General features: G+C 54.2%; 19 protein-coding genes. 4 read left to right on the top strand and 15 right to left on the bottom strand.

Annotation, left to right across the window (positions count from 1 at the left end):
- Nucleotides 1-31: 31 nt before the first annotated feature.
- The 7 genes from NUX24_RS01595 to NUX24_RS01565 form a co-directional block, all read right to left on the bottom strand.
- The gene (locus NUX24_RS01595) at nucleotides 32-2,296 is read right to left on the bottom strand and encodes a ComEC family protein (protein WP_257829532.1); all 2,265 of its coding nucleotides are present in this window, start codon (nucleotides 2,294-2,296) and stop codon (nucleotides 32-34) included.
- Between the two features lie 213 nt (nucleotides 2,297-2,509).
- Nucleotides 2,510-2,797, bottom strand: coding sequence for an integration host factor subunit beta (gene ihfB / locus NUX24_RS01590; RefSeq protein WP_008499965.1), 288 nt, complete (start codon nucleotides 2,795-2,797; stop codon nucleotides 2,510-2,512).
- 170 nt (nucleotides 2,798-2,967) lie between these two features.
- Nucleotides 2,968-4,641, bottom strand: coding sequence for a 30S ribosomal protein S1 (gene rpsA / locus NUX24_RS01585; RefSeq protein ID WP_008499966.1), 1,674 nt, complete (start codon nucleotides 4,639-4,641; stop codon nucleotides 2,968-2,970).
- A 111-nt stretch (nucleotides 4,642-4,752) separates the two neighbouring features.
- Nucleotides 4,753-5,436 carry a (d)CMP kinase gene (cmk, locus tag NUX24_RS01580; RefSeq protein WP_013097305.1) on the bottom strand — a complete coding sequence of 228 codons (684 nt, stop codon included), beginning with the start codon at nucleotides 5,434-5,436 and terminating at the stop codon, nucleotides 4,753-4,755.
- 185 nt (nucleotides 5,437-5,621) lie between these two features.
- Nucleotides 5,622-6,905: a 3-phosphoshikimate 1-carboxyvinyltransferase gene (gene aroA, locus NUX24_RS01575; RefSeq protein WP_257829528.1), complete on the bottom strand. Its 1,284-nt coding sequence runs from the start codon at nucleotides 6,903-6,905 to the stop codon at nucleotides 5,622-5,624.
- Nucleotides 6,906-6,974: 69 nt separating this feature from the next.
- The gene (gene serC, locus NUX24_RS01570; RefSeq protein ID WP_257829527.1) at nucleotides 6,975-8,063 is read right to left on the bottom strand and encodes a 3-phosphoserine/phosphohydroxythreonine transaminase; all 1,089 of its coding nucleotides are present in this window, start codon (nucleotides 8,061-8,063) and stop codon (nucleotides 6,975-6,977) included.
- Nucleotides 8,064-8,225: 162 nt separating this feature from the next.
- Nucleotides 8,226-8,918 carry a DUF421 domain-containing protein gene (locus tag NUX24_RS01565; RefSeq protein WP_257829524.1) on the bottom strand — a complete coding sequence of 231 codons (693 nt, stop codon included), beginning with the start codon at nucleotides 8,916-8,918 and terminating at the stop codon, nucleotides 8,226-8,228.
- Nucleotides 8,919-9,045: 127 nt separating this feature from the next.
- Here NUX24_RS01565 and ycaO point away from each other — a divergent pair, with 127 nt between their 5' ends.
- From ycaO to pflA, 4 genes are all read left to right on the top strand, one after another.
- On the top strand, nucleotides 9,046-10,806 hold the full coding sequence (gene ycaO / locus NUX24_RS01560) for a 30S ribosomal protein S12 methylthiotransferase accessory factor YcaO (RefSeq protein ID WP_257829521.1): 1,761 nt from the start codon (nucleotides 9,046-9,048) through the stop codon (nucleotides 10,804-10,806).
- Between the two features lie 406 nt (nucleotides 10,807-11,212).
- Nucleotides 11,213-12,070 carry a formate transporter FocA gene (gene focA / locus NUX24_RS01555; protein ID WP_008499974.1) on the top strand — a complete coding sequence of 286 codons (858 nt, stop codon included), beginning with the start codon at nucleotides 11,213-11,215 and terminating at the stop codon, nucleotides 12,068-12,070.
- 51 nt (nucleotides 12,071-12,121) lie between these two features.
- Nucleotides 12,122-14,404 carry a formate C-acetyltransferase gene (gene pflB / locus NUX24_RS01550; RefSeq protein ID WP_024907798.1) on the top strand — a complete coding sequence of 761 codons (2,283 nt, stop codon included), beginning with the start codon at nucleotides 12,122-12,124 and terminating at the stop codon, nucleotides 14,402-14,404.
- A 204-nt stretch (nucleotides 14,405-14,608) separates the two neighbouring features.
- Nucleotides 14,609-15,349, top strand: coding sequence for a pyruvate formate lyase 1-activating protein (gene pflA, locus NUX24_RS01545; protein WP_023310991.1), 741 nt, complete (start codon nucleotides 14,609-14,611; stop codon nucleotides 15,347-15,349).
- 36 nt (nucleotides 15,350-15,385) lie between these two features.
- Here pflA and NUX24_RS01540 read toward each other — a convergent pair whose 3' ends face one another.
- From NUX24_RS01540 to lolA, 8 genes are all read right to left on the bottom strand, one after another.
- The gene (locus tag NUX24_RS01540) at nucleotides 15,386-15,907 is read right to left on the bottom strand and encodes an anti-virulence regulator CigR family protein (RefSeq protein WP_023310990.1); all 522 of its coding nucleotides are present in this window, start codon (nucleotides 15,905-15,907) and stop codon (nucleotides 15,386-15,388) included.
- 123 nt (nucleotides 15,908-16,030) lie between these two features.
- On the bottom strand, nucleotides 16,031-17,179 hold the full coding sequence (locus NUX24_RS01535) for an MFS transporter (protein ID WP_047742311.1): 1,149 nt from the start codon (nucleotides 17,177-17,179) through the stop codon (nucleotides 16,031-16,033).
- Between the two features lie 274 nt (nucleotides 17,180-17,453).
- On the bottom strand, nucleotides 17,454-18,317 hold the full coding sequence (locus NUX24_RS01530; RefSeq protein ID WP_257829514.1) for a dimethyl sulfoxide reductase anchor subunit family protein: 864 nt from the start codon (nucleotides 18,315-18,317) through the stop codon (nucleotides 17,454-17,456).
- Between the two features lies 1 nt (nucleotide 18,318).
- Nucleotides 18,319-18,936, bottom strand: a complete 618-nt coding sequence (locus NUX24_RS01525; protein ID WP_257829512.1) for a DMSO/selenate family reductase complex B subunit — start codon at nucleotides 18,934-18,936, stop codon at nucleotides 18,319-18,321.
- Between the two features lie 10 nt (nucleotides 18,937-18,946).
- Complete coding sequence (dmsA, locus tag NUX24_RS01520) at nucleotides 18,947-21,391, bottom strand: dimethylsulfoxide reductase subunit A (RefSeq protein WP_257829510.1); 2,445 nt, start codon at nucleotides 21,389-21,391, stop codon at nucleotides 18,947-18,949.
- A 211-nt stretch (nucleotides 21,392-21,602) separates the two neighbouring features.
- Nucleotides 21,603-22,895: a serine--tRNA ligase gene (serS, locus tag NUX24_RS01515; protein WP_096150562.1), complete on the bottom strand. Its 1,293-nt coding sequence runs from the start codon at nucleotides 22,893-22,895 to the stop codon at nucleotides 21,603-21,605.
- Nucleotides 22,896-22,987: 92 nt separating this feature from the next.
- Complete coding sequence (gene rarA / locus NUX24_RS01510) at nucleotides 22,988-24,331, bottom strand: replication-associated recombination protein RarA (RefSeq protein WP_257829506.1); 1,344 nt, start codon at nucleotides 24,329-24,331, stop codon at nucleotides 22,988-22,990.
- Nucleotides 24,332-24,340: 9 nt separating this feature from the next.
- A complete protein-coding gene (gene lolA / locus NUX24_RS01505; protein WP_028019257.1) occupies nucleotides 24,341-24,955 on the bottom strand; it encodes an outer membrane lipoprotein chaperone LolA in 615 nt (204 codons plus the stop codon).
- Nucleotides 24,956-24,958: the final 3 nt, after the last annotated feature.

Genomic DNA, 24,958 nt, shown 5'->3' with positions numbered 1-24,958 from the left:
AAACCAGCATTCGTTGAAATAGCCGCATATTCTACCCGTTATCGACGGGCTCGCCAAACCACTGATGATACCAAACGGGTAAAAATTGCTCACGCAAGCGCCGGATTTGCCAGTCATGTTGCGAGAATGTCACCGATATTTGTCCAGAATGAGGGGTATCGTGCCAGATGTACCCCTCTTTTCGATAGCGTCGGACAACTTTTGCCGACGGGAATCGCCATACGTTATAGCGGGCCGCGGAATCCAGGGCGATTTGACCTTCCACCCGCTGTACCAGCGGCAATGAAGACGAAGTATTGCTGCCATGATGGGGCACCTGTATGAGCGTGGACGTCAGATAACGCCAGTAATGGCTAAGCATAGCCTGTTCCGCCTGCGCTTCAATATCCCCAGTTAGCAGAACACTCTGCTCACCGTCGTCCACCTTTACCACGCAGGAATGGTTGTTTCCCTGAGCCGGGTAATTTTCAGGGGGCCAGTGTACGGTGAAGGAGAGTCCCTGCCATTTCCATCTCTGCCCGCGAAAACAGGGGTGATGCCCCGCCAGGCGCAATGGGCTTCTTACCCACACGTCCGGCCACGCTTTTTGCAACGATGCGAGTCCTCCCGCATGGTCGAGGTGTTCATGACTGAGAATAACGCCTTCAGGCCGCAGGTGATGCCAGCGAAGCCACGGGATAATTAACCGCTGCGCACTATCCCCGCCCGGCCAGGCAAGCCCGGTATCATAGAGAATGGCTTTTCCCTGCCGTTCAACGACCATCGCCAGCCCCTGCCCTACATCCAGCATATGGAGCGTCCAGCTCTCGTTTTTTTCCGTTCTCCAGAGAGGAAATGTGAGTAAAACACTCCCTGCAAGACAAACGGCAGGAAGGGTTTTCCAGGCACGAAAGCGCCAGCCAATGATGATAAGCCAGGGCAGTAATGTCATGTACTGCCAGCGTTGGTCGACATTTTGCCAGCCATAAGGCAAGCGCATGAGGAGCCAGAACAATCCCGCAAGTGACTTATCGACTGCGAACCAGACGATGCTTTCAGGTGCCGCCAGCGGCAGGAGGTGAAGCAGCATGCCGAGCAGGATCAGCGGCACGGAGACAAACGTCACCAGGGGAACGGCAAAGAGATTTGCGACCAGGGAGGTGATGCTGAAGCCATGGAAAATCAGAACTTGTAGTGGCATCAGCAGCATCAGCATGCCCACCTGCAGATAGATCAGGTTCAGCAGCGGCCGTATACGTCGTGCCCGGCGCCAGCGAGGAAGAGGCAGCCACTGAAACCAGAAAATCAGTGCGGCGACGGCAAATGCAGACAAGAGCAGACTCTGCGAGAGTATGGCTAAGGGATCGCTTATCAGGATCGCCGCGATACAGCATCCCCATACCTGCCAGGGAGACCATTGCCGGGCAGCGATCCGCAACATTGCAAGCACAGCAAGCGCGATGACCGTTCGTAGCGCCGGAGGTTGCAGACCGGTAAGCCAGGCGTAGAAAGCGGCAAAGCATAACCCGGCCAGAAGAGGCATTTGCCAGTGGATCCGGTGGCTGGGTAACAAAAACTGAAGCCCACGCGCGAGTAACCAGGCGAGGGATGCCGCCAGCGCGATATGCAGACCCGAAATCGCCATCAGATGCAGCGTCCCGGTTTCACGCATCAGGTCTTGTATTTCCCGGGGCACATCCAGACGTTCACCCATTCCCAGTCCGAGGATAACCGCCCCCCAGCGGTAAGCCGAAAGTCGGTTTTCCAGTGACATGAGATATTGCGATCGAAGGCTGCAGCGCCCATCGACGAGTTCCGCACGGGTGAAGCGCCCGCTCAGCGTTTGGTGCCGGGAAAAAGCGCTGCGCTGGGAATCATAGCCGCCGTCGTTCAGTTCGCCATGAGCAGGCCTGAGCCTGAGCGTCATGCTCCAGCGCTGGCCGGCACACGCTTTCTGTGGCAGATAATTGCCATACAGCGTTACGCCGGTAGAGGCCCACCAGCGCTTGCCATCAACGCGGAGAATGTTTCCCTGATGCTGCGTTGCGCCATCTGTGGCGGTAATTGCTACCTCAGCCTGCACGGCCCCCGTGGTTAAATGCTGCATCGGCCAGACGCTCTCCTTCGCAGCCAGAATACCCCACACGCAAAATAACAGCGTGATACCCGCATACTTCAGTCGTACGTTTCGCCGTGCGGCCAGCACGATCCCGCCAACAATCATTATCCACACGGTATGACGTGATGGCAGTTCAGGTAACCAGAGTAACGGGGCTATCGCCAGAATGGCGCAGATGCTAAGCGCGGGAATTCCCATTGCTACCTCCCTGTTTCAGAGGGGCAGTATGTAATCAGGCAGAAGGAATGTCAGATGGGAAGAGTGCGTTTTACAGCGCGCGCTGTGCTGTTTTTATCGGTTTGCAGAAAACGAAATGGAAAATGCGGGGCATCTTCAGAATGAAAGCGACAGACACAAAAAAAGCACCCGCAGGTGCTTTCTTTCGAACCCAGTTTAACCGGCTGGCTAAACTCAGTTGCCGTAAATATTGGCGCGATCGCGCAGTTCTTTACCCGGCTTAAAGTGTGGAACGTACTTACCTTCCAGCTCGACTTTATCGCCAGTTTTCGGGTTACGCCCGGTACGTGGAGCACGATAGTGCAGAGAAAAACTACCGAAACCGCGGATTTCAATGCGCTCGCCCTGGGCAAGAGTGGAGGCCATATGCTCCAGCATCTCTTTTACGGCATCTTCCACTGCCTTGGCAGGGATATGCGGTTGCTGACTGGCAAGTCTTTCAATCAATTCTGACTTGGTCATGATTCCTCCGGTTCCTTTCAAACCAATTAGCTGAACAGCTCATTAAACAAGGGCGGCCGTAGCCGCCCTTTGTTATTGATTACAGGACGAATCCTGCAATCTGTCAAGTTTGCTCCTCATCCTTCAGGCTGTAAATGCGTTACAGCGCAAATGATGCTGAGAACCTGATATTACTCGCCTTTAGCTGCTTTGAAAGCTTCAGCCATTGCGTTGTTAGAGAAGTTTGCATCTTCCTGTTTGTTAACAGTTGCGATTGCATCTTTCTCATCAGCTTCGTCTTTAGCACGAACAGACAGGCTGATTGCACGGTTCTTACGGTCAACACCGGTGAACTTAGCTTCAACGTCGTCGCCTACGTTCAGAACCAGAGTGGCATCTTCAACGCGGTCACGGGAAGCTTCAGAAGCGCGCAGGTAACCTTCAACGCCGTCAGCCAGTTCTACGGTTGCGCCTTTAGCGTCAACTGCAGTCACTTTACCGTTTACGATTGCGCCTTTCTTATTCAGTGCAACCCAGTTGTTGAACGGATCTTCTGCGAGCTGTTTAACGCCCAGGGAGATACGCTCACGCTCTGCGTCAACCTGCAGAACAACTGCAGCGATTTCGTCGCCTTTTTTGTATTCACGAACTGCTTCTTCGCCTGCAACGTTCCAGGAGATGTCAGACAGGTGAACCAGGCCATCGATGCCGCCGTCCAGGCCGATGAAGATACCGAAGTCAGTGATAGACTTGATTTTACCTTCAACACGGTCGCCCTTGTTGTGGGTTTCCGCGAACTGCTGCCATGGGTTGTTTTTGCACTGTTTCAGGCCCAGGGAGATACGACGACGTTCTTCGTCGATATCCAGAACCATCACTTCCACTACATCACCAACGTTAACAACTTTGGATGGGTGGATGTTTTTGTTGGTCCAGTCCATTTCGGAAACGTGCACCAGACCTTCAACGCCTTCTTCGATTTCAACGAAGCAGCCGTAGTCAGTCAGGTTGGTTACGCGACCAGTCAGTTTAGTACCTTCTGGGTAACGCTTAGCGATAGCTACCCATGGATCTTCGCCCAGCTGTTTCAGGCCGAGGGATACACGAGTACGCTCGCGGTCGAACTTCAGCACTTTAACAGTGATTTCGTCGCCCACGTTCACGATTTCGCTTGGGTGCTTAACGCGTTTCCACGCCATGTCGGTGATGTGCAGCAGGCCATCAACGCCGCCCAGGTCAACGAATGCGCCGTAGTCAGTGAGGTTCTTAACGATACCTTTGACTTCCATGCCTTCCTGCAGGTTTTCCAGAAGCTGATCGCGTTCTGCGCTGTTTTCGGATTCGATAACGGCACGACGGGAAACAACAACGTTGTTACGCTTCTGGTCCAGCTTGATTACTTTGAACTCAAGCTCTTTGCCTTCCAGGTGCAGAGTGTCACGAACTGGACGAACGTCTACCAGAGAACCTGGCAGGAACGCACGAATACCATTCAGCTCAACAGTGAAGCCACCTTTAACTTTGCCGTTGATAACACCGACCACAGTTTCAGCTTCTTCGTAAGCTTTTTCCAGCGTGATCCATGCTTCGTGACGTTTAGCTTTCTCACGAGAAAGCAGGGTTTCACCGAAGCCGTCTTCTACTGCGTCCAGAGCAACGTCAACTTCGTCACCAACCTGGATTTCCAGCTCGCCCTGGGCGTTTTTGAACTGCTCTGCCGGAATGGCGGACTCAGATTTCAGACCGGCGTCAACCAGTACTACGTCTTTGTCGATAGCAACAACAACACCGCGAACGATGGAACCCGGGCGGGTTTCGATTTCTTTTAAGGATTCTTCAAACAGTTGAGCAAAAGATTCAGTCATGTTTAATCTTCAGGTTAATATTAACGTCCACCTGGCTCCGTGCCGGATGGGGTTGTTTCACATACCCGCCGTCAATCCATTGCAGCGGGGGTACTGCTAAATCGGTCGCGATTACGCGAGTGCCAGTTTTTGGCGCGCATATTGTAGCGCTTTTTCAATCACTTGCTCAATAGTTAAACTGGTTGAATCCAGAACTAATGCATCTTCTGCAGGAACAAGTGGGGCGACGGCGCGGTTACGATCGCGGTCATCGCGCTCTTTTATCTCGGATAAAAGGCGATCAAAGTTAACACTAAACCCCTTTTCCTGCAACTGAAGCATGCGGCGTTGAGCACGTTCTTCCGAAGAGGCGTCGAGGAAAATTTTTACTGGCGCATCAGGGAATACCACCGTTCCCATATCGCGTCCGTCAGCGATCAGCCCCGGGGCTTCACGGAACGCGCGCTGACGACGTAAAAGCGCCTCGCGAACGCGCGGGAACGCCGCGACCTGAGAGGCCGCATTAGCCACTTCCTGCGTACGGATTTCGCCGCTCACGTCTTCCCCTTCAAGGATGACTTCCAGGTTGCCATCGGTCGATACGAAACGCACATCCAGATGCGCAGCCAGCGGAACCAGCGCTTCTTCAGACGCGACATCCACATGGTGATGCAGAGCGGCCAGCGCCAGCACGCGATAGATTGCTCCCGAATCTAAAAGATGCCATTGCAATGCTTCCGCCATCGCTTTGCACAGAGTACCTTTCCCTGCGCCACTCGGCCCATCAATGGTGATTACCGGGGCAACTGCCGTCATCTTTTTCTCCTTAAATAAGGCATACCGTTTACATGAACGCCGCGCATTATACGCGCCAACGTGCGCAACTGTTACCTTTGCGTGCAAATTACGGAATGATTGAAGCAGAGTGTAGAAGAAATGAGCGGAGGTGTTCGTAATGAAGCGTAAGGAAATGCCGCATCGGGTGATGCGGCAATACGTTATCAGGCCAGCGTGCTAATGCGTGCCAGCTGTTCAAAGTAGTCCGGGAAGGTTTTCGCGGTACATTTCGGGTCAAGAATCGTTACAGGCGTGTCTGAAAGCGCCACCAGCGAGAAGCACATCGCCATACGGTGATCGTTGTAGGTGCCGATTTCCGCAAACTGCAGTTTTGCCGGAGGAGTCACGCGAATGTAGTCTTCGCCCTCTTCCACCTCAGCACCGACTTTTCGCAGCTCGGTCGCCATCGCGAACAGGCGGTCCGTCTCTTTTACGCGCCAGTTGTAGATGTTACGCAGCGTGGTAGTGCCTTTGGCGAACAGCGCCGCCGTGGCAATGGTCATCGCCGCATCCGGGATATGGTTCATGTCCATGTCGATGGCGTTCAGCTCGCCGTGGGTACAGGAGATGAAGTCATCGCCCCAGGTGACAATGGCGCCCATCTTTTCCAGCACGTCCGCAAAACGGATGTCGCCCTGCACGCTGTTACGGCCAATACCGGTCACTTTTACCGTGCCGCCTTTAATCGCACCCGCGGCCAGGAAGTAGGACGCGGATGACGCATCACCCTCAACAAGGTAGTTGCCCGGAGACTGGTACTGCTGCGCCCCGCGCACCACGAAACGCTGATAAGACTGGTTTTCCACCTCAACACCGAAGGTTTTCATCAGGTGTAGCGTGATATCAATGTACGGTTTAGAAACCAGGTCGCCCTTGATGCTAATAACCGTATCCTGCGGCGCCAGCGGCGCGGTCATCAGCAGTGCCGTCAGGAACTGGCTGGAAACGCTGCCGTCCACCTCGATGTTACCGCCGGTAAAACCGCCGCGCAGACGCAGTGGCGGATAGTTTTCCTGCTCAAGATACTCAACCTGCGCGCCGCCCTGGCGCAGAGCATCCACCAGGTGACCAATCGGACGCTCTTTCATGCGCGGCTCGCCGGTCAGCACGATGTTGTTGCTGCCCAGACACAGGGCCGCCGCCAGCGGGCGCATCGCGGTACCCGCGTTGCCCAGAAACAGCTCAAGCTCTTCGCCCGAGCGCAGCGCGCCGCCGTTGCCGGTCACTTCGCAGCGGGTACGATCGTCGGAGAGAGTGTACTGAACGCCCAACGCTTTCAGCGCATTGAGCATATGGCGCACGTCATCGCTGTCCAGCAGGTTTGTAAGGACGGTGGTGCCGTTTGCCAGAGCTGCCAGCAGCAGAGCGCGGTTCGAGACACTTTTTGAACCAGGCAGATTGATGGTGCCATCTACCCGCGCGATAGGTTGTAACGTCAGGGATTCCATGAAAACTAAACTCTCAACTCAACATAATAAAAACCCCGCAGGGACGCTGCGGGGGTGAAAAACAGCAAATTAACCGTGACGACGTTCGAAGTCGATCATGAAATCCGTCAGGGCTTTAACGCCTTCCAGCGGCATCGCGTTATAGATGGAGGCACGCATGCCGCCAACGACACGGTGACCTTTGAGCGCATGCAGGCCTGCCGCGAAGGACTCTTCCAGGAACACTTTATCCAGGTTGCTGTCCGCCAGTTGGAACGGCACGTTCATGCGGGAACGGTTCGCTTTCGCCACATCGTTGCGGTAGAAATCGCTCTTGTCGATCACACCATACAGCAGTTCGGCTTTCTGCTGATTGACCTTGTCCATCTGCGCCACGCCGCCGTTTTGCTTCAGCCATTTGAAGACCAGGCCGGAGAGGTACCAGGCAAAAGTTGGGGGAGTGTTGAACATCGAATCGTTATCGTTCAGCACGGTGTAATCGAGAATCGACGGGCAGGATTTATGCGCTTTACCCAGCAGGTCTTCGCGCACGACGACGATAGTCAAACCGGCCGGGCCGATATTTTTCTGCGCGCCCGCATAGATAACGCCGTAGCGGCTGACATCAATTGGCGCAGACAGAATGGTGGAGGAGAAGTCGGCGGCAACCACGACATCGCTACCGAAGTTTGGCGTCTCGTCGATGGCAATCCCGTCAATGGTTTCATTCGGGCAGTAGTGCAGATACGCTGCGTTATCGGAAAGCTGCCACTCGCTCATTGGCTTCACGGCGCGCAGACCGTCAACGGTCACTTTGGCGTCGATAACATTCGGCGTGCAGTATTTATGCGCTTCCTTAACGGCGCTTGACGCCCAGTAACCCGCATCAACGTAGTCAGCCGTCGTTTTGTCACCGAGAATATTCAGCGGAACGCCTGCAAACTGGCCGCGTCCACCGCCGTGACAGAACAATACTTTGTAGTTCGAGGGAATATTCAGCAGATCGCGAAAATCCTTTTCTGCCTCTTCCGCCACCTGAATAAACTCTTTACCACGGTGGCTGATTTCCATCACCGACGTACCGAGACCGTTCCAGTCACAAAGTTCCTGTTGAGCCTGTTTAAGCACGTCTGCCGGTAACATTGCCGGACCTGAACTGAAATTAAAGACTTGAGCCATTTCCCCTCACCACGCTAAAAGCCATAAGTTATAACTGTGGATATCGGTTTTATCATTCAGTGACACGCGCCGCAATGTCTAAAACTTATGACCCGTGAAATGTGCACCGCGTCACACAAAACAATCTGCCGCCTCGCTAAGTCAAAACCGACAAAATGGCTGTCAGGTGATACGTTTGGCCCGGCTAACCTTCGTCCATTCCGGATTTGCACAGCGGGGGCATAATTGGCGATCCCCCGACTGCATCGCGACGACATGGCTACATCTTACGCAAGCATACTCGCCTGATTCAGGTACCGTTCTGAAACGCTCGATCAGCATATCCGGCAGGATACACAGTCCCGGTTTTACCTCGTCGTCTGAATAGTAATAAACGCTGATCTGCCCGTTGGTTTCCATGATCGCCAGACGCACCTGCCCGAGCTGTTCAACGCTGTTCAGGCGTAGCTCCATAAAGAACTCAAACTCGGTCATATTGGCGCTTTGTACATTTTCCCAGGCCAGCTGTCCGTCCTCGACGATAACGACCGGCTTGCCTTCAAGCAGATCTTCCAGCTTTTCGCTTTTCGACATCAGCCACATGACAAGGCGATAAAGTAGCGCCAGTGAGACAAAAACGATAAACACCGGCACCATCGGCACGTCATCATAAAAGGCAACGTCCCCCGCCGCCGAACCCAGCGTCAGGATGATCAACACCTCAAAGAGCGACATCTGCCGCACGCCGCGGCGGCCGGTGATTTTAAGAAACAGGAAGACGAGTACGAAGGTATACAGGCTGCGCAGCGCCACTTCGCCCAGAAATTCAGGAGGAACTTTATCAAACGCCATCCGCTGGAGATCAAATGCTTTCATTTTTCTATGCCTTAACAGTCAGTTACTGTCACTAAGCATAGCCCAGCCATTTATTTTCGCCGAAGATAGCACCCGTCACGCAAAACCCGTATCATTGCGCGCTTTACGTACGATAAAAGTGAACGCCATGACTCAAACGTTTATCCCCGGCAAAGATGCCGCTCTGGAAGATTCCATCGCTCGCTTCCAGCAGAAACTGACCGACCTGGGTTTTAACATCGAAGAAGCCTCCTGGCTCAATCCGGTGCCTCATGTCTGGTCCGTGCATATTCGCGATAAAGACTGTGCCCTGTGCTTTACCAACGGTAAAGGCGCGACAAAAAAAGCGGCACTGGCCTCTGCGCTGGGTGAGTATTTTGAGCGTCTGTCCACCAACTATTTCTTCGCTGACTTCTGGCTGGGCGAAACCATCGCTAACGGCCCGTTCGTTCACTATCCAAATGAAAAATGGTTCCCGCTGACCGAAGATGACGAGCTGCCGGAAGGTATTCTCGACGCGCGCCTGCGTGCCTTCTACGATCCAGACAGCGAACTGACCGCCAGCATGCTGATCGATCTGCAGTCTGGCAATGAAGACCGTGGGATCTGCGCCCTGCCGTTCACCCGTCAGTCTGACGAGCAGACCGTATATATTCCGATGAACATCGTCGGCAACCTGTATGTGTCCAACGGTATGTCCGCCGGTAACACCCGCAATGAAGCGCGCGTGCAGGGTCTGTCTGAAGTTTTCGAACGCCACATTAAAAACCGCATCATCGCTGAATCCATCAGCCTGCCTGAAATTCCGGCAGACGTGCTGGCGCGCTACCCGGGCGTTGTGGAGTCCATCGCTAAGCTGGAAGCAGAAGGTTTCCCAATCTTTGCCTACGACGGCTCGCTGGGCGGCAAGTATCCGGTTATCTGCGTGGTGCTGTTTAACCCGGCCAACGGCACCTGCTTCGCCTCCTTCGGCGCGCACCCTGACTTCGGCGTGGCGCTGGAGCGTACCGTTACCGAGCTGCTGCAGGGCCGTAGCCTGAAAGATCTCGACGTCTTCACCCCGCCAACGTTTGACGATGAAGAAGTGGCCGAGCATACCAACCTTGAAACCCACTTCATCGACTCCAGCGGTTTAATTTCCTGGGATATGTTCAAGCAGGACGCCGACTATCCGTTCGTGGACTGGAGCTTTGCCGGTACCACGGAAGAAGAGTTCGCCACGCTGATGGCTATCTTCAACGCCGAAGATCAGGAAGTCTACATTGCCGACTACGAACACCTTGGCGTCTACGCGTGCCGCATTATCGTTCCGGGCATGTCCGACATCTACCCGGCTGAAGATCTGTGGCTGGCGAATAACAGCATGGGCGCGCACCTGCGCGAAACGCTGCTGGCTCTGCCGGGCAGCGAGTGGGAGAAAGAAGATTATCTGAACCTGATCGCCCAGCTGGACGAAGAAGGCCACGATGACTTTACCCGCGTACGCGAACTGCTGGGCCTGGCGACCGGTAAAGACAACGGCTGGTATACCCTGCGTATCGGTGAGCTGAAAGCGATGCTGGCCCTGGCGGGTGGCGATTTGGATCAGGCTCTGGCCTGGACCGAGTGGACCATGGAATTCAACCAGTCGGTCTTCTCTGCCGAGCGCACCAATTATTACCGCTGCCTGCAAACCCTGTTGCTGCTGGCACAGGAAGACGATCGCGAGCCGCTGCAATACCTGAATGCTTTCGTGCGGATGTACGGAGCTGAGGCCGTAGAAGCAGCCAGTGCAGCCCTGAGCGGCGAAGAGCCGTTCTATGGCCTGCAGGCTGTTGATAGCGACCTGAAAGCCTTCCCGGCGCATCAGTCGCTGCTTAAGGCCTACGAAAAGCTGCAGAAAGCAAAAGCCGCTTACTGGTCAAAATAAGCGCAGATAACATTACCAGCTGTAGGCGTATTCAATCGTCTGGGCTATATTACGGGGCAATTTCATTGCCCCGTTTTTTATTTTCTTCGGCAATGACTGTTGATTGTAATAATAAAGTTAAACATGGGTAAATATAATAATATTTACCTGGGCTTTACTGTTACTTTTTATGGTAAATACTCCATATTAATTAACTGTGTCAGAGGTGGCCGAACGAAAAAATTCAACTCTTTTCATAACTTTTAAAATTTATTTTTATAAGGATAATCAAACACTTACTCCGCATTTGCTGTAAAACCATACACACTGCGGGCCTATAAGCCAGGCGAGATATGATCTATATCAATTTCTCTTCTATAATGCTTTGTTAGTATCTCGTCGCCGACTTAATAAAGAGAGAGTTAGTGTGAAAGCTGACAACCCTTTTGATCTTTTACTCCCTGCTGCGATGGCCAAAGTTGCCGAAGAAGCGGGTGTCTATAAAGCAACGAAACACCCGATGAAGACGTTCTATCTGGCGATCACGGCTGGTGTGTTCATCTCTATCGCTTTCGTCTTCTACATCACCGCCACCACCGGTACTGCCGGAATGCCTTTCGGCATGGCCAAACTGATTGGCGGCATTTGCTTCTCACTGGGTCTGATTCTTTGCGTCATCTGCGGCGCCGACCTCTTCACCTCAACGGTGCTGATTGTCGTGGCAAAGGCCAGCGGAAGAATTACCTGGGGTCAGCTGGCACGTAACTGGCTTAACGTCTACGTGGGTAACCTGGTTGGCTGTCTGCTCTTTGTTTTGTTGATGTGGCTTTCTGGCGAGTACATGACCGCCAACGGTGGCTGGGGCCTTAACGTCCTGCAAACCGCCGACCACAAAATGCACCACACATTTATTGAAGCCGTTGCTCTCGGCATCCTCGCTAACCTGATGGTCTGCCTGGCTGTATGGATGAGCTACTCGGGTCGTAGCCTGATGGACAAAGCCTTAATTATGGTTCTGCCGGTTGCGATGTTTGTTGCCAGCGGCTTTGAGCACAGTATCGCGAATATGTTCATGATCCCAATGGGCATTGTCATCCGCGACTTTGCAAGCCCGGAGTTCTGGACCGCAGTTGGTTCATCCCCGGAAAGTTTCTCTCACCTGACTATTATGAATTTCATTACTGATAACCTGATCCCTGTCACTATCGGGAACATTATCGGTGGGGGTCTGTTAGTTGGGTTGACATACTGGGTCATTTACCTGCGTGGCGACGATCATCATTGATGGTTTTCTCAGGCAGTAAATAAAAAATCCACTTAAGAAGGTAGGTGTTACATGTCCGAGCTTAATGAAAAGTTAGCCACAGCCTGGGAAGGTTTTGCGAAAGGTGACTGGCAGAATGAAGTAAACGTACGTGACTTCATTCAGAAAAACTATACCCCGTATGAAGGTGACGAATCCTTCCTGGCTGGCGCAACTGACGCGACCACCAAGCTGTGGGACAGCGTAATGGAAGGCGTTAAACTGGAAAACCGCACCCACGCGCCAGTTGATTTTGACACCTCCGTTGCTTCCACCATCACTTCTCACGATGCTGGCTACATCAACAAAGCCCTTGAGAAAATCGTTGGTCTGCAGACTGAAGCACCACTGAAACGCGCAATCATCCCGTTCGGTGGTATTAAAATGGTTGAAGGTTCCTGCAAAGCGTATAACCGCGAGCTGGACCCAATGCTGAAAAAAATCTTCACCGAATACCGCAAAACCCACAACCAGGGTGTATTCGATGTTTACACCAAAGACATTCTGAACTGCCGTAAATCTGGCGTTCTGACTGGTCTGCCAGATGCGTATGGCCGTGGCCGTATCATCGGCGACTACCGTCGCGTTGCGCTGTACGGTATCGACTTCCTGATGAAAGACAAGTACGCGCAGTTTGTTTCCCTGCAGTCCGATCTGGAAAACGGCGTAAACCTGGAAGCGACTATCCGTCTGCGTGAAGAAATCGCTGAACAGCACCGCGCGCTGGGTCAGATCAAAGAGATGGCAGCGAAATATGGCTGCGATATCTCTGGTCCTGCTACCAACGCTCAGGAAGCTATCCAGTGGACCTACTTCGGCTACCTGGCCGCTGTTAAGTCTCAGAACGGTGCAGCAATGTCCTTCGGTCGCGTATCCACCTTCCTGGATGCATACATCGAACGCGACATCAAAGCAGGCAAAATCACCGAGCAAGACGCTCAGGAAATGATTGACCACCTGGTCATGAAACTGCGTATGGTTCGCTTCCTGCGTACCCCTGAATACGATGAGCTGTTCTCTGGTGACCCAATCTGGGCAACAGAATCAATCGGTGGTATGGGCGTTGACGGCCGTACTCTGGTAACCAAAAACAGCTTCCGCTTCCTGAACACCCTGTACACCATGGGTCCTTCTCCGGAGCCGAACATCACCGTTCTGTGGTCTGAAAAACTGCCTCTGAACTTCAAGAAATTCGCCGCTAAAGTGTCCATCGATACCTCTTCTCTGCAGTACGAGAACGATGACCTGATGCGTCCGGACTTCAACAACGACGATTACGCTATCGCTTGCTGCGTAAGCCCAATGGTTGTTGGTAAGCAAATGCAGTTCTTCGGTGCGCGTGCAAACCTGGCGAAAACCATGCTGTACGCAATCAACGGCGGCGTTGATGAAAAACTGAAAATGCAGGTTGGTCCTAAGTCTGAACCGATCAAAGGCGACGTTCTGAACTTCGACGAAGTGATGGACCGCATGGATCACTTCATGGACTGGCTGGCGAAACAATACGTCACTGCGCTGAACGTTATCCACTACATGCACGACAAGTACAGCTACGAAGCTTCTCTGATGGCGCTGCATGACCGTGACGTTATCCGCACCATGGCGTGTGGTATCGCTGGTCTGTCCGTTGCAGCTGACTCCCTGTCTGCAATCAAATATGCGAAAGTTAAGCCAATTCGTGACGAAGACGGCCTGGCTGTAGACTTCGAAATCGAAGGTGAATATCCGCAGTTTGGTAACAACGACTCTCGCGTTGATGACATGGCGGTTGACCTAGTAGAACGTTTCATGAAGAAAATTCAGAAACTGACTACCTACCGTAACGCTATCCCGACTCAGTCTGTTCTGACCATCACCTCTAACGTTGTGTATGGTAAGAAAACCGGTAACACCCCAGACGGTCGTCGTGCTGGCGCGCCATTCGGCCCAGGTGCTAACCCAATGCACGGTCGTGACCAGAAAGGTGCGGTTGCCTCTCTGACTTCCGTTGCTAAACTGCCGTTTGCTTACGCGAAAGATGGTATCTCTTACACCTTCTCTATCGTGCCAAACGCGCTGGGTAAAGACGACGAAGTGCGTAAAACTAACCTCGCGGGTCTGATGGATGGTTACTTCCACCACGAAGCGTCCATCGAAGGTGGTCAACATCTGAACGTGAACGTCATGAACCGTGAAATGCTGCTCGACGCGATGGAACATCCTGAGAAATATCCTCAGCTGACCATCCGCGTATCTGGCTACGCAGTACGTTTTAACTCTCTGACTAAAGAACAGCAGCAGGACGTTATCACCCGTACTTTCACTCAGTCCATGTAACTGGAATTGACTGAAATCACGCGTTAAAAAGCGTACAATAAAGGCTCCACGTCAGTGGGGCCTTTTTAGCACCCTCTCCACCTCAGTCTCTTTTGTCCGCTATCTATACTCTATGGATATCAGCCAAAACAGACTTCAACACAGCCGGCTTTGAGCTGTGCATACTCAGGCCCCGGACGGGCCGATGCTGGAGATATCACCGCAATGTCAATTATTGGTCGCATTCACTCCTTTGAATCCTGTGGCACCGTCGATGGCCCGGGTATCCGCTTCATCACCTTTTTCCAGGGCTGCCTGATGCGCTGCCTGTACTGCCATAACCGTGACACCTGGGATACCCATGGCGGTAAAGAAGTGACCGTTGAAGATTTGATGAAAGAGGTGGTGACCTACCGCCACTTTATGAACGCGTCCGGCGGCGGCGTCACCGCATCCGGCGGTGAAGCCATTCTGCAGGCTGAATTTGTCCGCGACTGGTTCCGCGCCTGCCATAAAGAAGGCATTCATACCTGCCTCGACACCAACGGCTTCGTACGCCGTTACGATCCGGTTATCGACGAACTGCTTGAAGTGACCGATCTGGTGATGCTCGATCTCAAACAGATGAACGATGAGATCCACCAGAACCTGGTTGGCGTCTCAAACCACCGCACGCTGGAATTTGCCAAATACATTGCCGATAAAGGCATCAAAACCTGGATCCGCTACGTGGTGGTTCCCGGCTGGTCAGATGATGACGACTCCGCGCACCGCCTGGGGGAATTTACCCGCGACATGGGCAACGTCGAGAAAATCGAGCTTCTGCCCTATCACGAGCTGGGTAAACATAAATGGGTGGCGATGGGCGAAGAGTACAAACTTGATGGCGTGAAGCCGCCGAAAAAAGAGACGATGGAACGCGTCAAAGGTATTCTTGAACAGTACGGCCACAAGGTGATGTATTAAAGAAAAGGCCCGGTGAGAACCGGGCCTTTTTATATTCTATTTAAAGACGCCGTTAATAACGGACGTCACAATGGCTGTACTCAGCGCAATTAAGACCAGGTCGTCTCCGACTACGCGCCATTCATAGCCAGGGTAGGAAGGAAGCTGGCCCAGCATTGAGGCCGGCACGGTTTTCTTCGCAATGCCCGGAGGCAACGGCTTACCGCGCGCCAGGTTTTTCGCGATACCCGGAGGCAGAGAGTCATAGCCCGTTAAGCCATAATTCAGCGCCAGATGGCGGGCATGATCGAAGCTCACGCGAGCGTCGACATCGTTACCGACATCTTTACTGCTTTTAAAGCTTTTATCCGATTTTCCAGGGTTATCCTGACCGTTATTTTGCTTATTGCCATGGTTACCAGAATTCCCGTTACCATGATTACCGCCATTACCTTGCCCGCCACCGTTTCCGTGACCACCGCCATTCCCGTTTCCAGGATTAGCCATGACCGGAGCCGTTGCAAACGTTAAAGACAACACTACGGCAAGTGCGGTAGTGGAAAAACGACGAATAGACATGATTGCTGCCTTATAGTGGTAGGACTCACATGAATTATCGCCTGGCGCAATAAACAAACAATAAGTAAAACTCTTAGTTGTGACAGGGACAAAAAAGCCTGTCATCAACAGGCTTTTATTTAATCAGGCATGTGCCACAGGCGTTGGATGCTCGCCCGCTTTGCGCAGCAGCATCAAGAGATAAATAAACGACACGCTGGCGATCATGATAAACAATAAATTATCGGAATAATTCTGCATCAGCATCGCGGTAAACGTCGGCCCTAATAAACTGCCGATGGTATAGCTCAGTAACAGCGCCTGGTTCATTGCCACCAGCTGGTGATGTTCAACTTTCTCACAGGCCCAGGCCATCGCGACCGGATAGAGCGTAAAGCCGGCGGCCCCGAGAATAAACAGCGCAGGCGCCATCGCGGCATTGCTGAGCATGGCAAGGCATCCCATGATGACCACGAAGACCTGAACGCGAAGCACCAGCAAACGACCGAAGCGGTCCGCAAGGCGGCCAATCGGCCACTGCCCGACGATCCCCGCACTCACCATCACCGCCATCCAGAAGCCAATTCCGGAATCGCTGACGCCCTGATGATTCAGATAGAGCGGCATCAGGCCGTAGAGCGAGCCCAGTACAATCCCCGAGATAATGCAGCCGTTAACGCCCAGGCGCGCCTGACGCAGTCTCAGCATCGGCCAGACGTGGGTCGCTTCCTGATGCTCGCTGTTCTGGTTCACAATGCGCGTGAAGAGCAGCGGCAGGATCGCGGCGAGCACCATGCCCGTTACCCACGGCAGAACGCTCATCAGATCGGTTGGCAGCTTGCTGACCATCAGTTGACCCAGCACGGTGCCGACGTAATAAACCATCATATAGGCTGCCAGCAGGCGTCCACGGTTGCGCGAAGTGCCGCTGCACATCAGCGCGCTTTCAACCACCACCCAAATCATCGCGCAGCCTACGCCTGCGATAAAGCGCCATGCCATCCAGCTCCAGAAGCCGACCATCAGGCCCAGCCCTGCACACCCGGCGGCGAAAATCAGCGAAGCCAGATAATAGCTGCGATTAAAGCCAAAGCGCTTAATCAGACTCCCGGTCATTAGCGTACCCAGCAGGTTCCCGGTAAAAAAGGACGAGCTGACCATACCCACCTGCCAGGTCGGTAAGTTTTCATGGGCGAGCCATAGCGGGACGAGCGTATTTAACACTGCGATCGCCAGGGTCAACAGAAGCAGGCCACAGAGCAACAGAAGCACTGGGCGGGTATAGGTGGTCATGGATTAAAAACCGTGAGGAAGTTCAGATTTCGTGCGCATCATGCCACTGGCAAAAACAAAGTCAATCCACTGATTTAGCCGCCTCGCACAATATGTTCCCTGTCGATTTAAAAAACTTATCCTGCTAATGCCACGCCTGCTATAGATATTAATTATGTGTCTGTTTTTATTTATTAATGGGCGAAATTAAAACAAAACGACAGTCGAAAAATTTCATGATCGAAAAAAGAAAAGCCGGGCACTCTGGCCCGGCTTGATATAACCAAATGCAACGTTAGCTGGCGACAGCCATACCAACCGTCATATGCAACCCGTAGAACACGCCGCGGCCAATCAGTTCACCCGCCAGGACCAGCACAAAGGCCAGTGACAGCAGCGGCAGCGCGGGCTGATAACCTTTGAGCTGAGGAGCAATCCAGAATACCAGCGCAGCGACCAGCAGAACGATACGCCAGGCCATCAGCGCACCGTAGTCCGGCACCAAGGCAGAAGCCTGCTGGATAGAGCTGTGAATGGTTGCCAGTTCAGAACCCTGCATCAGGGCGACCATCGCACTCACTACCAGCGCCAGAAGCGAAACAGCAGGCAGCAAACGCATAGCCCATCCGTCGACACCCGCCACGCGCAGCAGCAGGTAGCCCAGCAGCGGCCCGCCGATAAACATAGTCAGGAAGAAGCTCATTGGCGTCCAGACGCTGTACCAGGTGGGGACGGTATCGATGGTGTTATAGACACGTACCATCATCCACACGAACACCACGCCCAGCACCATGGTCAGGATCAGCCACAGGCTGCGCAGACCCGCTGGCAATTTCTTCAAAGCGGCCAGCAGCCAGCCCAGACCACCGACGGCAAAGAAAATTGCCCCGCTGGCAATCTCGTTACTGAGGGATGAGGCCCCCACACGGTTCAGAGAGTTAAACGCGCGCATCGGCGAACCCAGGTGCAGCGTTGAGGCGATAAAGCCAATCCCCATAAGCACCCACAGGCCAAACATGCTCAACACTAAACGCTGCTGCTGTTCGGCATTGAGGTTCCCTTTCAACAACGCCAGCGCGATCACAATGAAGCCGCCCGCCACGCACTGACCAAAGACCGTGAAGATCATCAGCGGCCATTCATGCCATCCACTTCCCATCTCACACCTCCTTCGGGTTTGCCAGGTAGCCGGTGGTGTCACCAGTAGGACGGCTGTTGGCGTTAGGTTTAATCACAATGCTCGGCTTCGTGAAGTGCGCAGACGGCAGCGGTGCCACGGCGGCAAGCTGACCGTGTTTTTGACGCAACTCTTCGATGGGACCGAAGTCCAGCGCGCGCAGCGGACAGGACTCGACGCAGATTGGCTTTTTGCCATCCGCTACGCGGGTGTGGCAACCGTCGCATTTGGTCATGTGGCCTTTAGCGGCATTGTACTGCGGTGCGCCGTACGGACAGGCCATATGGCAGTAGCGACAGCCGATGCAGACATCTTCATCCACTACCACAAAACCGTCTTCACGCTTGTGCATCGCCCCGCTCGGGCAGACCTTGGTGCAGGCCGGCTCTTCACAGTGGTTGCAGGCAATCGACAGGTAATAGGCAAAGACGTTCTGATGCCAGACGCCGTTATCTTCCTGCCAGTCGCCCCCGGCGTATTCGTAGATGCGGCGGAAGCTGACGTCAGGAGTCAGGTCTTTGTAATCTTTACAGGCCAGCTCGCAGGTTTTGCACCCGGTGCAACGGCTGGAATCGATAAAAAATCCATACTGGGTTGTCATCGGCTACTCCTTAAACCTTTTCAACCTGGACAAGGTTTGTGTGGGATGGGTTGCCCTTCGCCAGTGGCGACGGACGCTGCGTGGTCAGTACGTTAATACTGCCCGCCTGGTCGATGCGGTTGGCATCAGGGCTGTACCAGGCCCCTTCCCCCAGCGCCACCACGCCTGGCATCATGCGCGGCGTCACTTTGGCTTCGATGTGGACCTCGCCGCGACCGTTGAAGATACGCACGCGATCGCCATTGCTGATGCCGCGCGCTTTGGCATCCATCGGGTTGATCCACATCTCCTGACGGCAGGCGGCTTTCAGTACGTCGACGTTACCGTAGGTGGAGTGCACGCGCGCTTTGTAGTGGAAACCGGTCAGCTGCAGCGGGAATTTCGCCGTCAGCGGATCGTTATAGTTTTCAAAACCCGGCGTGTAGATCGGCAGCGGATCGATAACGTCCCCTTCCGGCAGCTCCCACGTCGACGCGATTTTTGCCAGCTCTTCGGAGTAGATTTCGATTTTGCCCGACGGCGTGGTCAGCGGGTTTGCCTGCGGATCTTCACGGAACGCTTTGTACGCCACGTGGTGCCCTTCCGGATCGCGCTGTTTGTACATCCCCTGCTTGCGGAAGGTATCGAAATCAGGCAGGTCAGGAATGGCCCTACGGGAGAGTTCATGCAGATGGCGCATCCACCCTTCCTGAGTGCGCCCCTCGGTAAACTGCTGCTCAACGCCAAGACGTTTCGCCAGCTCGGAGGTCATCTCATAGATGGTTTTGCACTCGAAGCGCGGTTTAATCGCCTGGTCGGTAAAAATCACGTAGGATATGTTGCCGCAGGAGGCGTCCAGCGCGAAATCCATCTGCTCAGAGGCGGTGCAGTCCGGCAGCAGGATATCGGCATATTTTGCCGAAGAGGTCATGTGGCAGTCGATCACCACAATCATCTCGCACTTCTTGTCATCCTGCAGGATTTCATGGGTGCGGTTGATTTCCGAGTGCTGGTTGATGAGACAGTTACCGGCATAGTTCCAGATCATCTTGATCGGCACGTCGAGCTTGTCCTTGCCGCGTACCCCGTCGCGTAGGGCGGTCATTTCCGGGCCGCGTTCAATCGCATCGGTCCACATAAACATGGAGATGCTGGTCTGAACCGGGTTATCCAGCGTCGGCATACGTTCGAACGGCACTTCATATGAACCTTCACGCGCGCCGGTGTTACCGCCGTGGATGCCGACGTTGCCGGTCAGAATGGAGAGCATTGAGATGGCGCGGGTCGCGATTTCGCCGTTCGCATGACGCTGCGGACCCCAGCCCTGGCTGATGTAGGCCGGTTTGGCCGAGCCAATCTCACGCGCCAGCTGAACGATACGCTCGGCCGGAATACCGGTGATGGTGGATGCCCACTGCGGCGTTTTCGCCACGCCGTCATTGCCCTGCCCGAGAATATACGCCTTGTAGTGACCATTATCAGGCGCGCTGGCCGGCAGGGTTTTCTCGTCATAGCCGACGCAGTATTTATCCAGGAAAGGCTGATCGACGAGGTTTTCTGTGATCATTACCCACGCAAGCGCGGAGACCAGCGCCGCATCGGTCCCCGGACGGATTGGGATCCACTCGTCTTCACGTCCGGCACCGGTGTCGGTATAGCGCGGATCGATGATGATCATGCGGGCATTGGATTTGGCGCGGGCCTGTTCGAGGTAGTAAGTTACCCCACCGCCGCTCATGCGGGTTTCACCCGGGTTGTTACCGAACAGCACGACCAGCTTACTGTTTTCAATATCGGACGGGCTGTTGCCATCAGCCCAGCCGCCGTAGGTGTAGTTCAGTCCTGCTGCGATCTGCGCAGAGGAATAGTCGCCGTAGTGATTGAGATAACCGCCGCAGCAGTTCATCAGGCGTGCCACCAGCGTTTTACCCGGTGGCCAGGAGCGGGTCAGCGTGCCGCCAAGCGTCCCGGTACCGTAGTTCAGGTAGATGGATTCGTTGCCGTACTCTTTAATCAAACGCTGCATGTTGGTGGCAATGATGTCGTAGGCTTCATCCCAGCTAATCCGCTCGAACTTCCCTTCCCCACGCTTACCGACGCGCTTCATCGGATATTTCAGGCGGTCCGGATTATACACGCGACGACGCATGGAGCGACCACGCAGGCAGGCACGGACCTGATGTAACCCTTCGTAGTTATCGTCCCCGGTATTGTCGGTTTCGACATATTTAATTTCGCCATCCACCACATGCATACGCAGCGGACAACGGCTACCGCAGTTAACGGTACAGGCACTCCACACCACTTTTTCCGGAACTGAGGCTGGGGATAGTGCATCCGCCGCTGAGGCCAGTCGGGTAAAAGGGAGCGTGAAGGCGCTGCTGGCTACGGCCAGGCCGCCTATTGCCGTGGTTTTCATCAACCCACGGCGAGTGACCTCGGCAGCCATTAATGCTTCAGGCGCGTTGATTTTCATAGAGACTCACTTTGGTTGCTCACAAAGAAAAGAGTGGCGGCACAAACCGCTATGTAGTTTTATATATAACGATTTTTTTCGTTATCAGATTTTTATTCTGACTTTCATTCGGAGGAGTATTACTACTTTAGAGGGAAGGGTTATTGCGTCGTATCAAATCAAAGGCATAAAAAAAGCGCCCTGAGGCGCTTTTTTGTTGTGAGGCAAAGAATTAGCCGATGTACTGCTGGCCTTTCATGTATGGACGCAGCACTTCCGGGATTTCAATACGACCGTCTGCCTGCTGATAGTTTTCCAGCACGGCAACCAGGGTACGGCCCACAGCCAGACCAGAACCGTTCAGGGTATGCACCAGACGGGTTTTCTTGTCGGACTTGCTGCGGCAGCGAGCCTGCATGCGGCGCGCCTGGAAATCCCAGACGTTAGAGCAGGAGGATATCTCGCGGTAAGTGTTCTGCGCAGGCACCCACACTTCCAGGTCGAAGGTTTTGCAGGCACCAAAGCCCATATCACCGGTGCACAGGGCCATACGACGGTACGGCAGACCCAGCAGCTCCAGCACTTTCTCCGCGTGGCCGGTCATCTCTTCCAGCGCGTCCATGGACTCTTCAGGACGAACGATCTGCACCATCTCAACCTTGTCGAACTGGTGCATACGGATCAGACCGCGCGTGTCGCGACCGTAAGAACCTGCTTCAGAACGGAAGCACGGAGAGTGTGCCGTCAGTTTGATCGGCAGCTCGTCTTCGTCGATGATCTCATCACGCACGAGGTTAGTCAGCGGCACTTCCGCGGTTGGGATCAGCGCGTAGTTGCTGCTGTCTGCTTCCTCGTCCAGCGGACGGGTATGGAACAGATCGCCGGCAAATTTCGGCAGCTGGCCCGTACCGTACAGCGTATCGTGGTTGACCAGATACGGCACGTAGGTTTCGCTGTAGCCATGCTGCTCGGTGTGCAGATCCAGCATGAACTGCGCCAGCGCACGGTGCAGATGGGCAATCTGGCCTTTCATCACCACGAAGCGAGAACCGGTCAGCTTAACCGCTGCCGCAAAGTCCAGGCCCGCGTGCATTTCGCCCAGCGTTACGTGATCGCGCACCTCGAAGTCAAACTCACGAGGCGTACCCCAGCGTTTCACTTCAACGTTGTCGTTTTCATCTTTGCCAACAGGCACGCTGTCGTCAGGAATATTCGGGATAGCCAGGGCAATATCACGAATCTCGGCCTGAAGAACATCCAGCTCAGCTTTTGCCTGATCCAGTTCTTCACCCAGCTTGTTCACTTCCAGGCGTAATGGCTCAATATCTTCCCCGCGCGCTTTCGCCTGGCCGATGGATTTCGATCGAGAGTTACGCTCTGCCTGCAGATTTTCAGTTTGTACCTGCAGAACTTTACGACGCTCTTCGAGAGCGCGCAGCTTATCTACATCCAGCTTAAAGCCCCGGCGTGCCAGTTTTTCAGCGACTGCGTCTGGCTCATTACGCAGCAGATTGGGATCGAGCATGCTTATCCTGTGCTTATCGAATTAAAATAGGAAAATGTGGCCACAGCCTGCGGCCACAAGGATACATTGCCAACATTACCGCAACGATTGAACTAACGGTAGCGTTTTATAGGGCTATTTTGATCCTGTCCGGCGAGCCAGGTGAGCTTTTCACCAATCTTGCCTTCAAGACCTCTGTTTGTGGGGTGATAATAGCGCGTTTGTGCCATCTCCTGCGGGAAATATTCCTCCCCGGCGGCGTAGGCATTGGGTTCGTCGTGAGCGTAACGATACTCCTGCCCATAGCCCATCTCTTTCATCAGTTTGGTCGGCGCGTTACGCAGGTGAACCGGCACGTCGTAGTCCGGACGTTCGCGCGCGTCGGACATCGCCGCTTTGAACGCGGTATAAACCGCATTGCTTTTCGGCGCACAGGCCAGATAGACAATCGCCTGCGCAATGGCACGTTCGCCTTCCGCGGGTCCAACGCGGGTGAAGCAGTCCCAGGCCGACAGTGCAACCTGCATGGCGCGAGGATCGGCATTACCGACATCTTCTGACGCAATCGCCAGACAGCGACGCGCGACATATAAAGGATCGCCGCCCGCAGTGATAATGCGCGCGTACCAGTAAAGCGCCGCATCCGGCGCGCTGCCGCGCACGGACTTATGCAGGGCCGAAATGAGATCGTAAAAACGGTCGCCTTTATTATCGAACCGCGCGCTGCGCTCCCCGGCAATTTCGGTGAGCAGTTCCGGCTTCAGCACACGCTTCCCGGCATCGTCGACTTCGGCCATATCGGCCATCATTTCCAGCGTATTCAGCGCACGACGCGCATCGCCGTTGACCAGCTCGGCAATCGCACGACGCGTGTCGTCAGGCAGAACGATATCCTGCCCGCCGTAGCCGCGCGCTTTGTCCTCCATCGCCTGAGTGAGAACCTTTTCGATATCCTCAGTGGTCAGGGATTTAAGCAGGTAGACGCGGGCGCGGGAAAGCAATGCTGAGTTGAGTTCAAACGACGGGTTTTCGGTGGTCGCACCGATGAAGAAGATCGTGCCGTCTTCAATATGCGGCAGGAACGCATCCTGCTGGCTTTTGTTGAAGCGGTGGACTTCGTCCACGAAGAGGATGGTGCGCCGCCCGGCATTGCGGTTCTGCCGCGCACGCTCGATCGCCTCACGGATCTCTTTCACGCCGGAGGTGACCGCCGAGATACGTTCAACGTCCGCATTGGCATAGCGGGCGATAACTTCTGCAAGCGTGGTCTTGCCGGTGCCAGGGGGGCCCCAGAGGATCATGGAGTGAAGATGCCCGGCCTCAATGGCGCGCGGCAATGGCTTACCGGCAGCCAGCAGATGCTGCTGGCCGATGTACTGCGCTAAATTTTCTGGCCGCATACGGGCGGCCAGAGGTTGAAACGCGTTATCTGAAAAATCGAGCGACAGATTGCCCACTCACGCCTCTTACTTATTGCGTTGGTCGTCCACCGTTACGCCCTTCGGCGGGGTAAAGGTGAATTTCGATGCATCAACGGCGCCGTTCTGCTGAGACTTGAGCTGGTAGCTGCTGCGCTGATCGTCCTGCTCAACCGCGCCGAACTGATTAATGGTACCGTTGGTGCTTACGTTAATGGTGAACTGCTTCAGGTTGCCGTTGCTGCCTTTCGGCGTCAGGACAAACTCATCACCCGTCTGTTTAATATTGTACTGCTGCCAGTCGCTGGACTGGTTACGGGCAATCAGCATAAACGGCGTATTGCTGGTGGCATCTTTCAGCCAGGTGGCCGTTGCCTGCTCAACGAACGGGTTGAAGAACCATAAGGTTTTGCCGTCCGACACCAGGATGCTTTCATCCGGCTGGGTCATGTGCCAGTTGAACAGATTCGGGCGTTTTACCCACAAATCTCCCTGACCTTCCTGCACCGCGTTGCCGCTGCCGTCCGTCACTTTTTGCGTGAAGCTGGCGTGGAAGCTGCTTACTTTATCCAGTCGGCTTTTAAGGTCGCTGGCTGCATCAGCCCAGACGCTGCTGGCGACAAAACTGGTGAGTAATGCACAGGCGATGGCGATTTTTTTCATTGT

This window comes from Enterobacter sp. HG048 (assembly GCF_024702055.1).
Taxonomy (GTDB): domain Bacteria; phylum Pseudomonadota; class Gammaproteobacteria; order Enterobacterales; family Enterobacteriaceae; genus Enterobacter; species Enterobacter dykesii.
This window is presented reverse-complemented; position numbering and strand designations above follow the sequence as displayed.

What these genes read in the sequence shown, in the direction of transcription:
- NUX24_RS01595 (WP_257829532.1), bottom strand. Translation starts at nt 2,296, where the DNA reads ATGGGAATTCCCGCGCTTAGCATCTGCGCCATTCTGGCGATAGCCCCG.
- ihfB (WP_008499965.1), bottom strand. Translation starts at nt 2,797, where the DNA reads ATGACCAAGTCAGAATTGATTGAAAGACTTGCCAGTCAGCAACCGCAT.
- rpsA (WP_008499966.1), bottom strand. Translation starts at nt 4,641, where the DNA reads ATGACTGAATCTTTTGCTCAACTGTTTGAAGAATCCTTAAAAGAAATC.
- cmk (WP_013097305.1), bottom strand. Translation starts at nt 5,436, where the DNA reads ATGACGGCAGTTGCCCCGGTAATCACCATTGATGGGCCGAGTGGCGCA.
- aroA (WP_257829528.1), bottom strand. Translation starts at nt 6,905, where the DNA reads ATGGAATCCCTGACGTTACAACCTATCGCGCGGGTAGATGGCACCATC.
- serC (WP_257829527.1), bottom strand. Translation starts at nt 8,063, where the DNA reads ATGGCTCAAGTCTTTAATTTCAGTTCAGGTCCGGCAATGTTACCGGCA.
- NUX24_RS01565 (WP_257829524.1), bottom strand. Translation starts at nt 8,918, where the DNA reads ATGAAAGCATTTGATCTCCAGCGGATGGCGTTTGATAAAGTTCCTCCT.
- ycaO (WP_257829521.1), top strand. Translation starts at nt 9,046, where the DNA reads ATGACTCAAACGTTTATCCCCGGCAAAGATGCCGCTCTGGAAGATTCC.
- pflB (WP_024907798.1), top strand. Translation starts at nt 12,122, where the DNA reads ATGTCCGAGCTTAATGAAAAGTTAGCCACAGCCTGGGAAGGTTTTGCG.
- pflA (WP_023310991.1), top strand. Translation starts at nt 14,609, where the DNA reads ATGTCAATTATTGGTCGCATTCACTCCTTTGAATCCTGTGGCACCGTC.
- NUX24_RS01540 (WP_023310990.1), bottom strand. Translation starts at nt 15,907, where the DNA reads ATGTCTATTCGTCGTTTTTCCACTACCGCACTTGCCGTAGTGTTGTCT.
- NUX24_RS01535 (WP_047742311.1), bottom strand. Translation starts at nt 17,179, where the DNA reads ATGACCACCTATACCCGCCCAGTGCTTCTGTTGCTCTGTGGCCTGCTT.
- NUX24_RS01530 (WP_257829514.1), bottom strand. Translation starts at nt 18,317, where the DNA reads ATGGGAAGTGGATGGCATGAATGGCCGCTGATGATCTTCACGGTCTTT.
- NUX24_RS01525 (WP_257829512.1), bottom strand. Translation starts at nt 18,936, where the DNA reads ATGACAACCCAGTATGGATTTTTTATCGATTCCAGCCGTTGCACCGGG.
- dmsA (WP_257829510.1), bottom strand. Translation starts at nt 21,391, where the DNA reads ATGAAAATCAACGCGCCTGAAGCATTAATGGCTGCCGAGGTCACTCGC.
- serS (WP_096150562.1), bottom strand. Translation starts at nt 22,895, where the DNA reads ATGCTCGATCCCAATCTGCTGCGTAATGAGCCAGACGCAGTCGCTGAA.
- lolA (WP_028019257.1), bottom strand. Translation starts at nt 24,955, where the DNA reads ATGAAAAAAATCGCCATCGCCTGTGCATTACTCACCAGTTTTGTCGCC.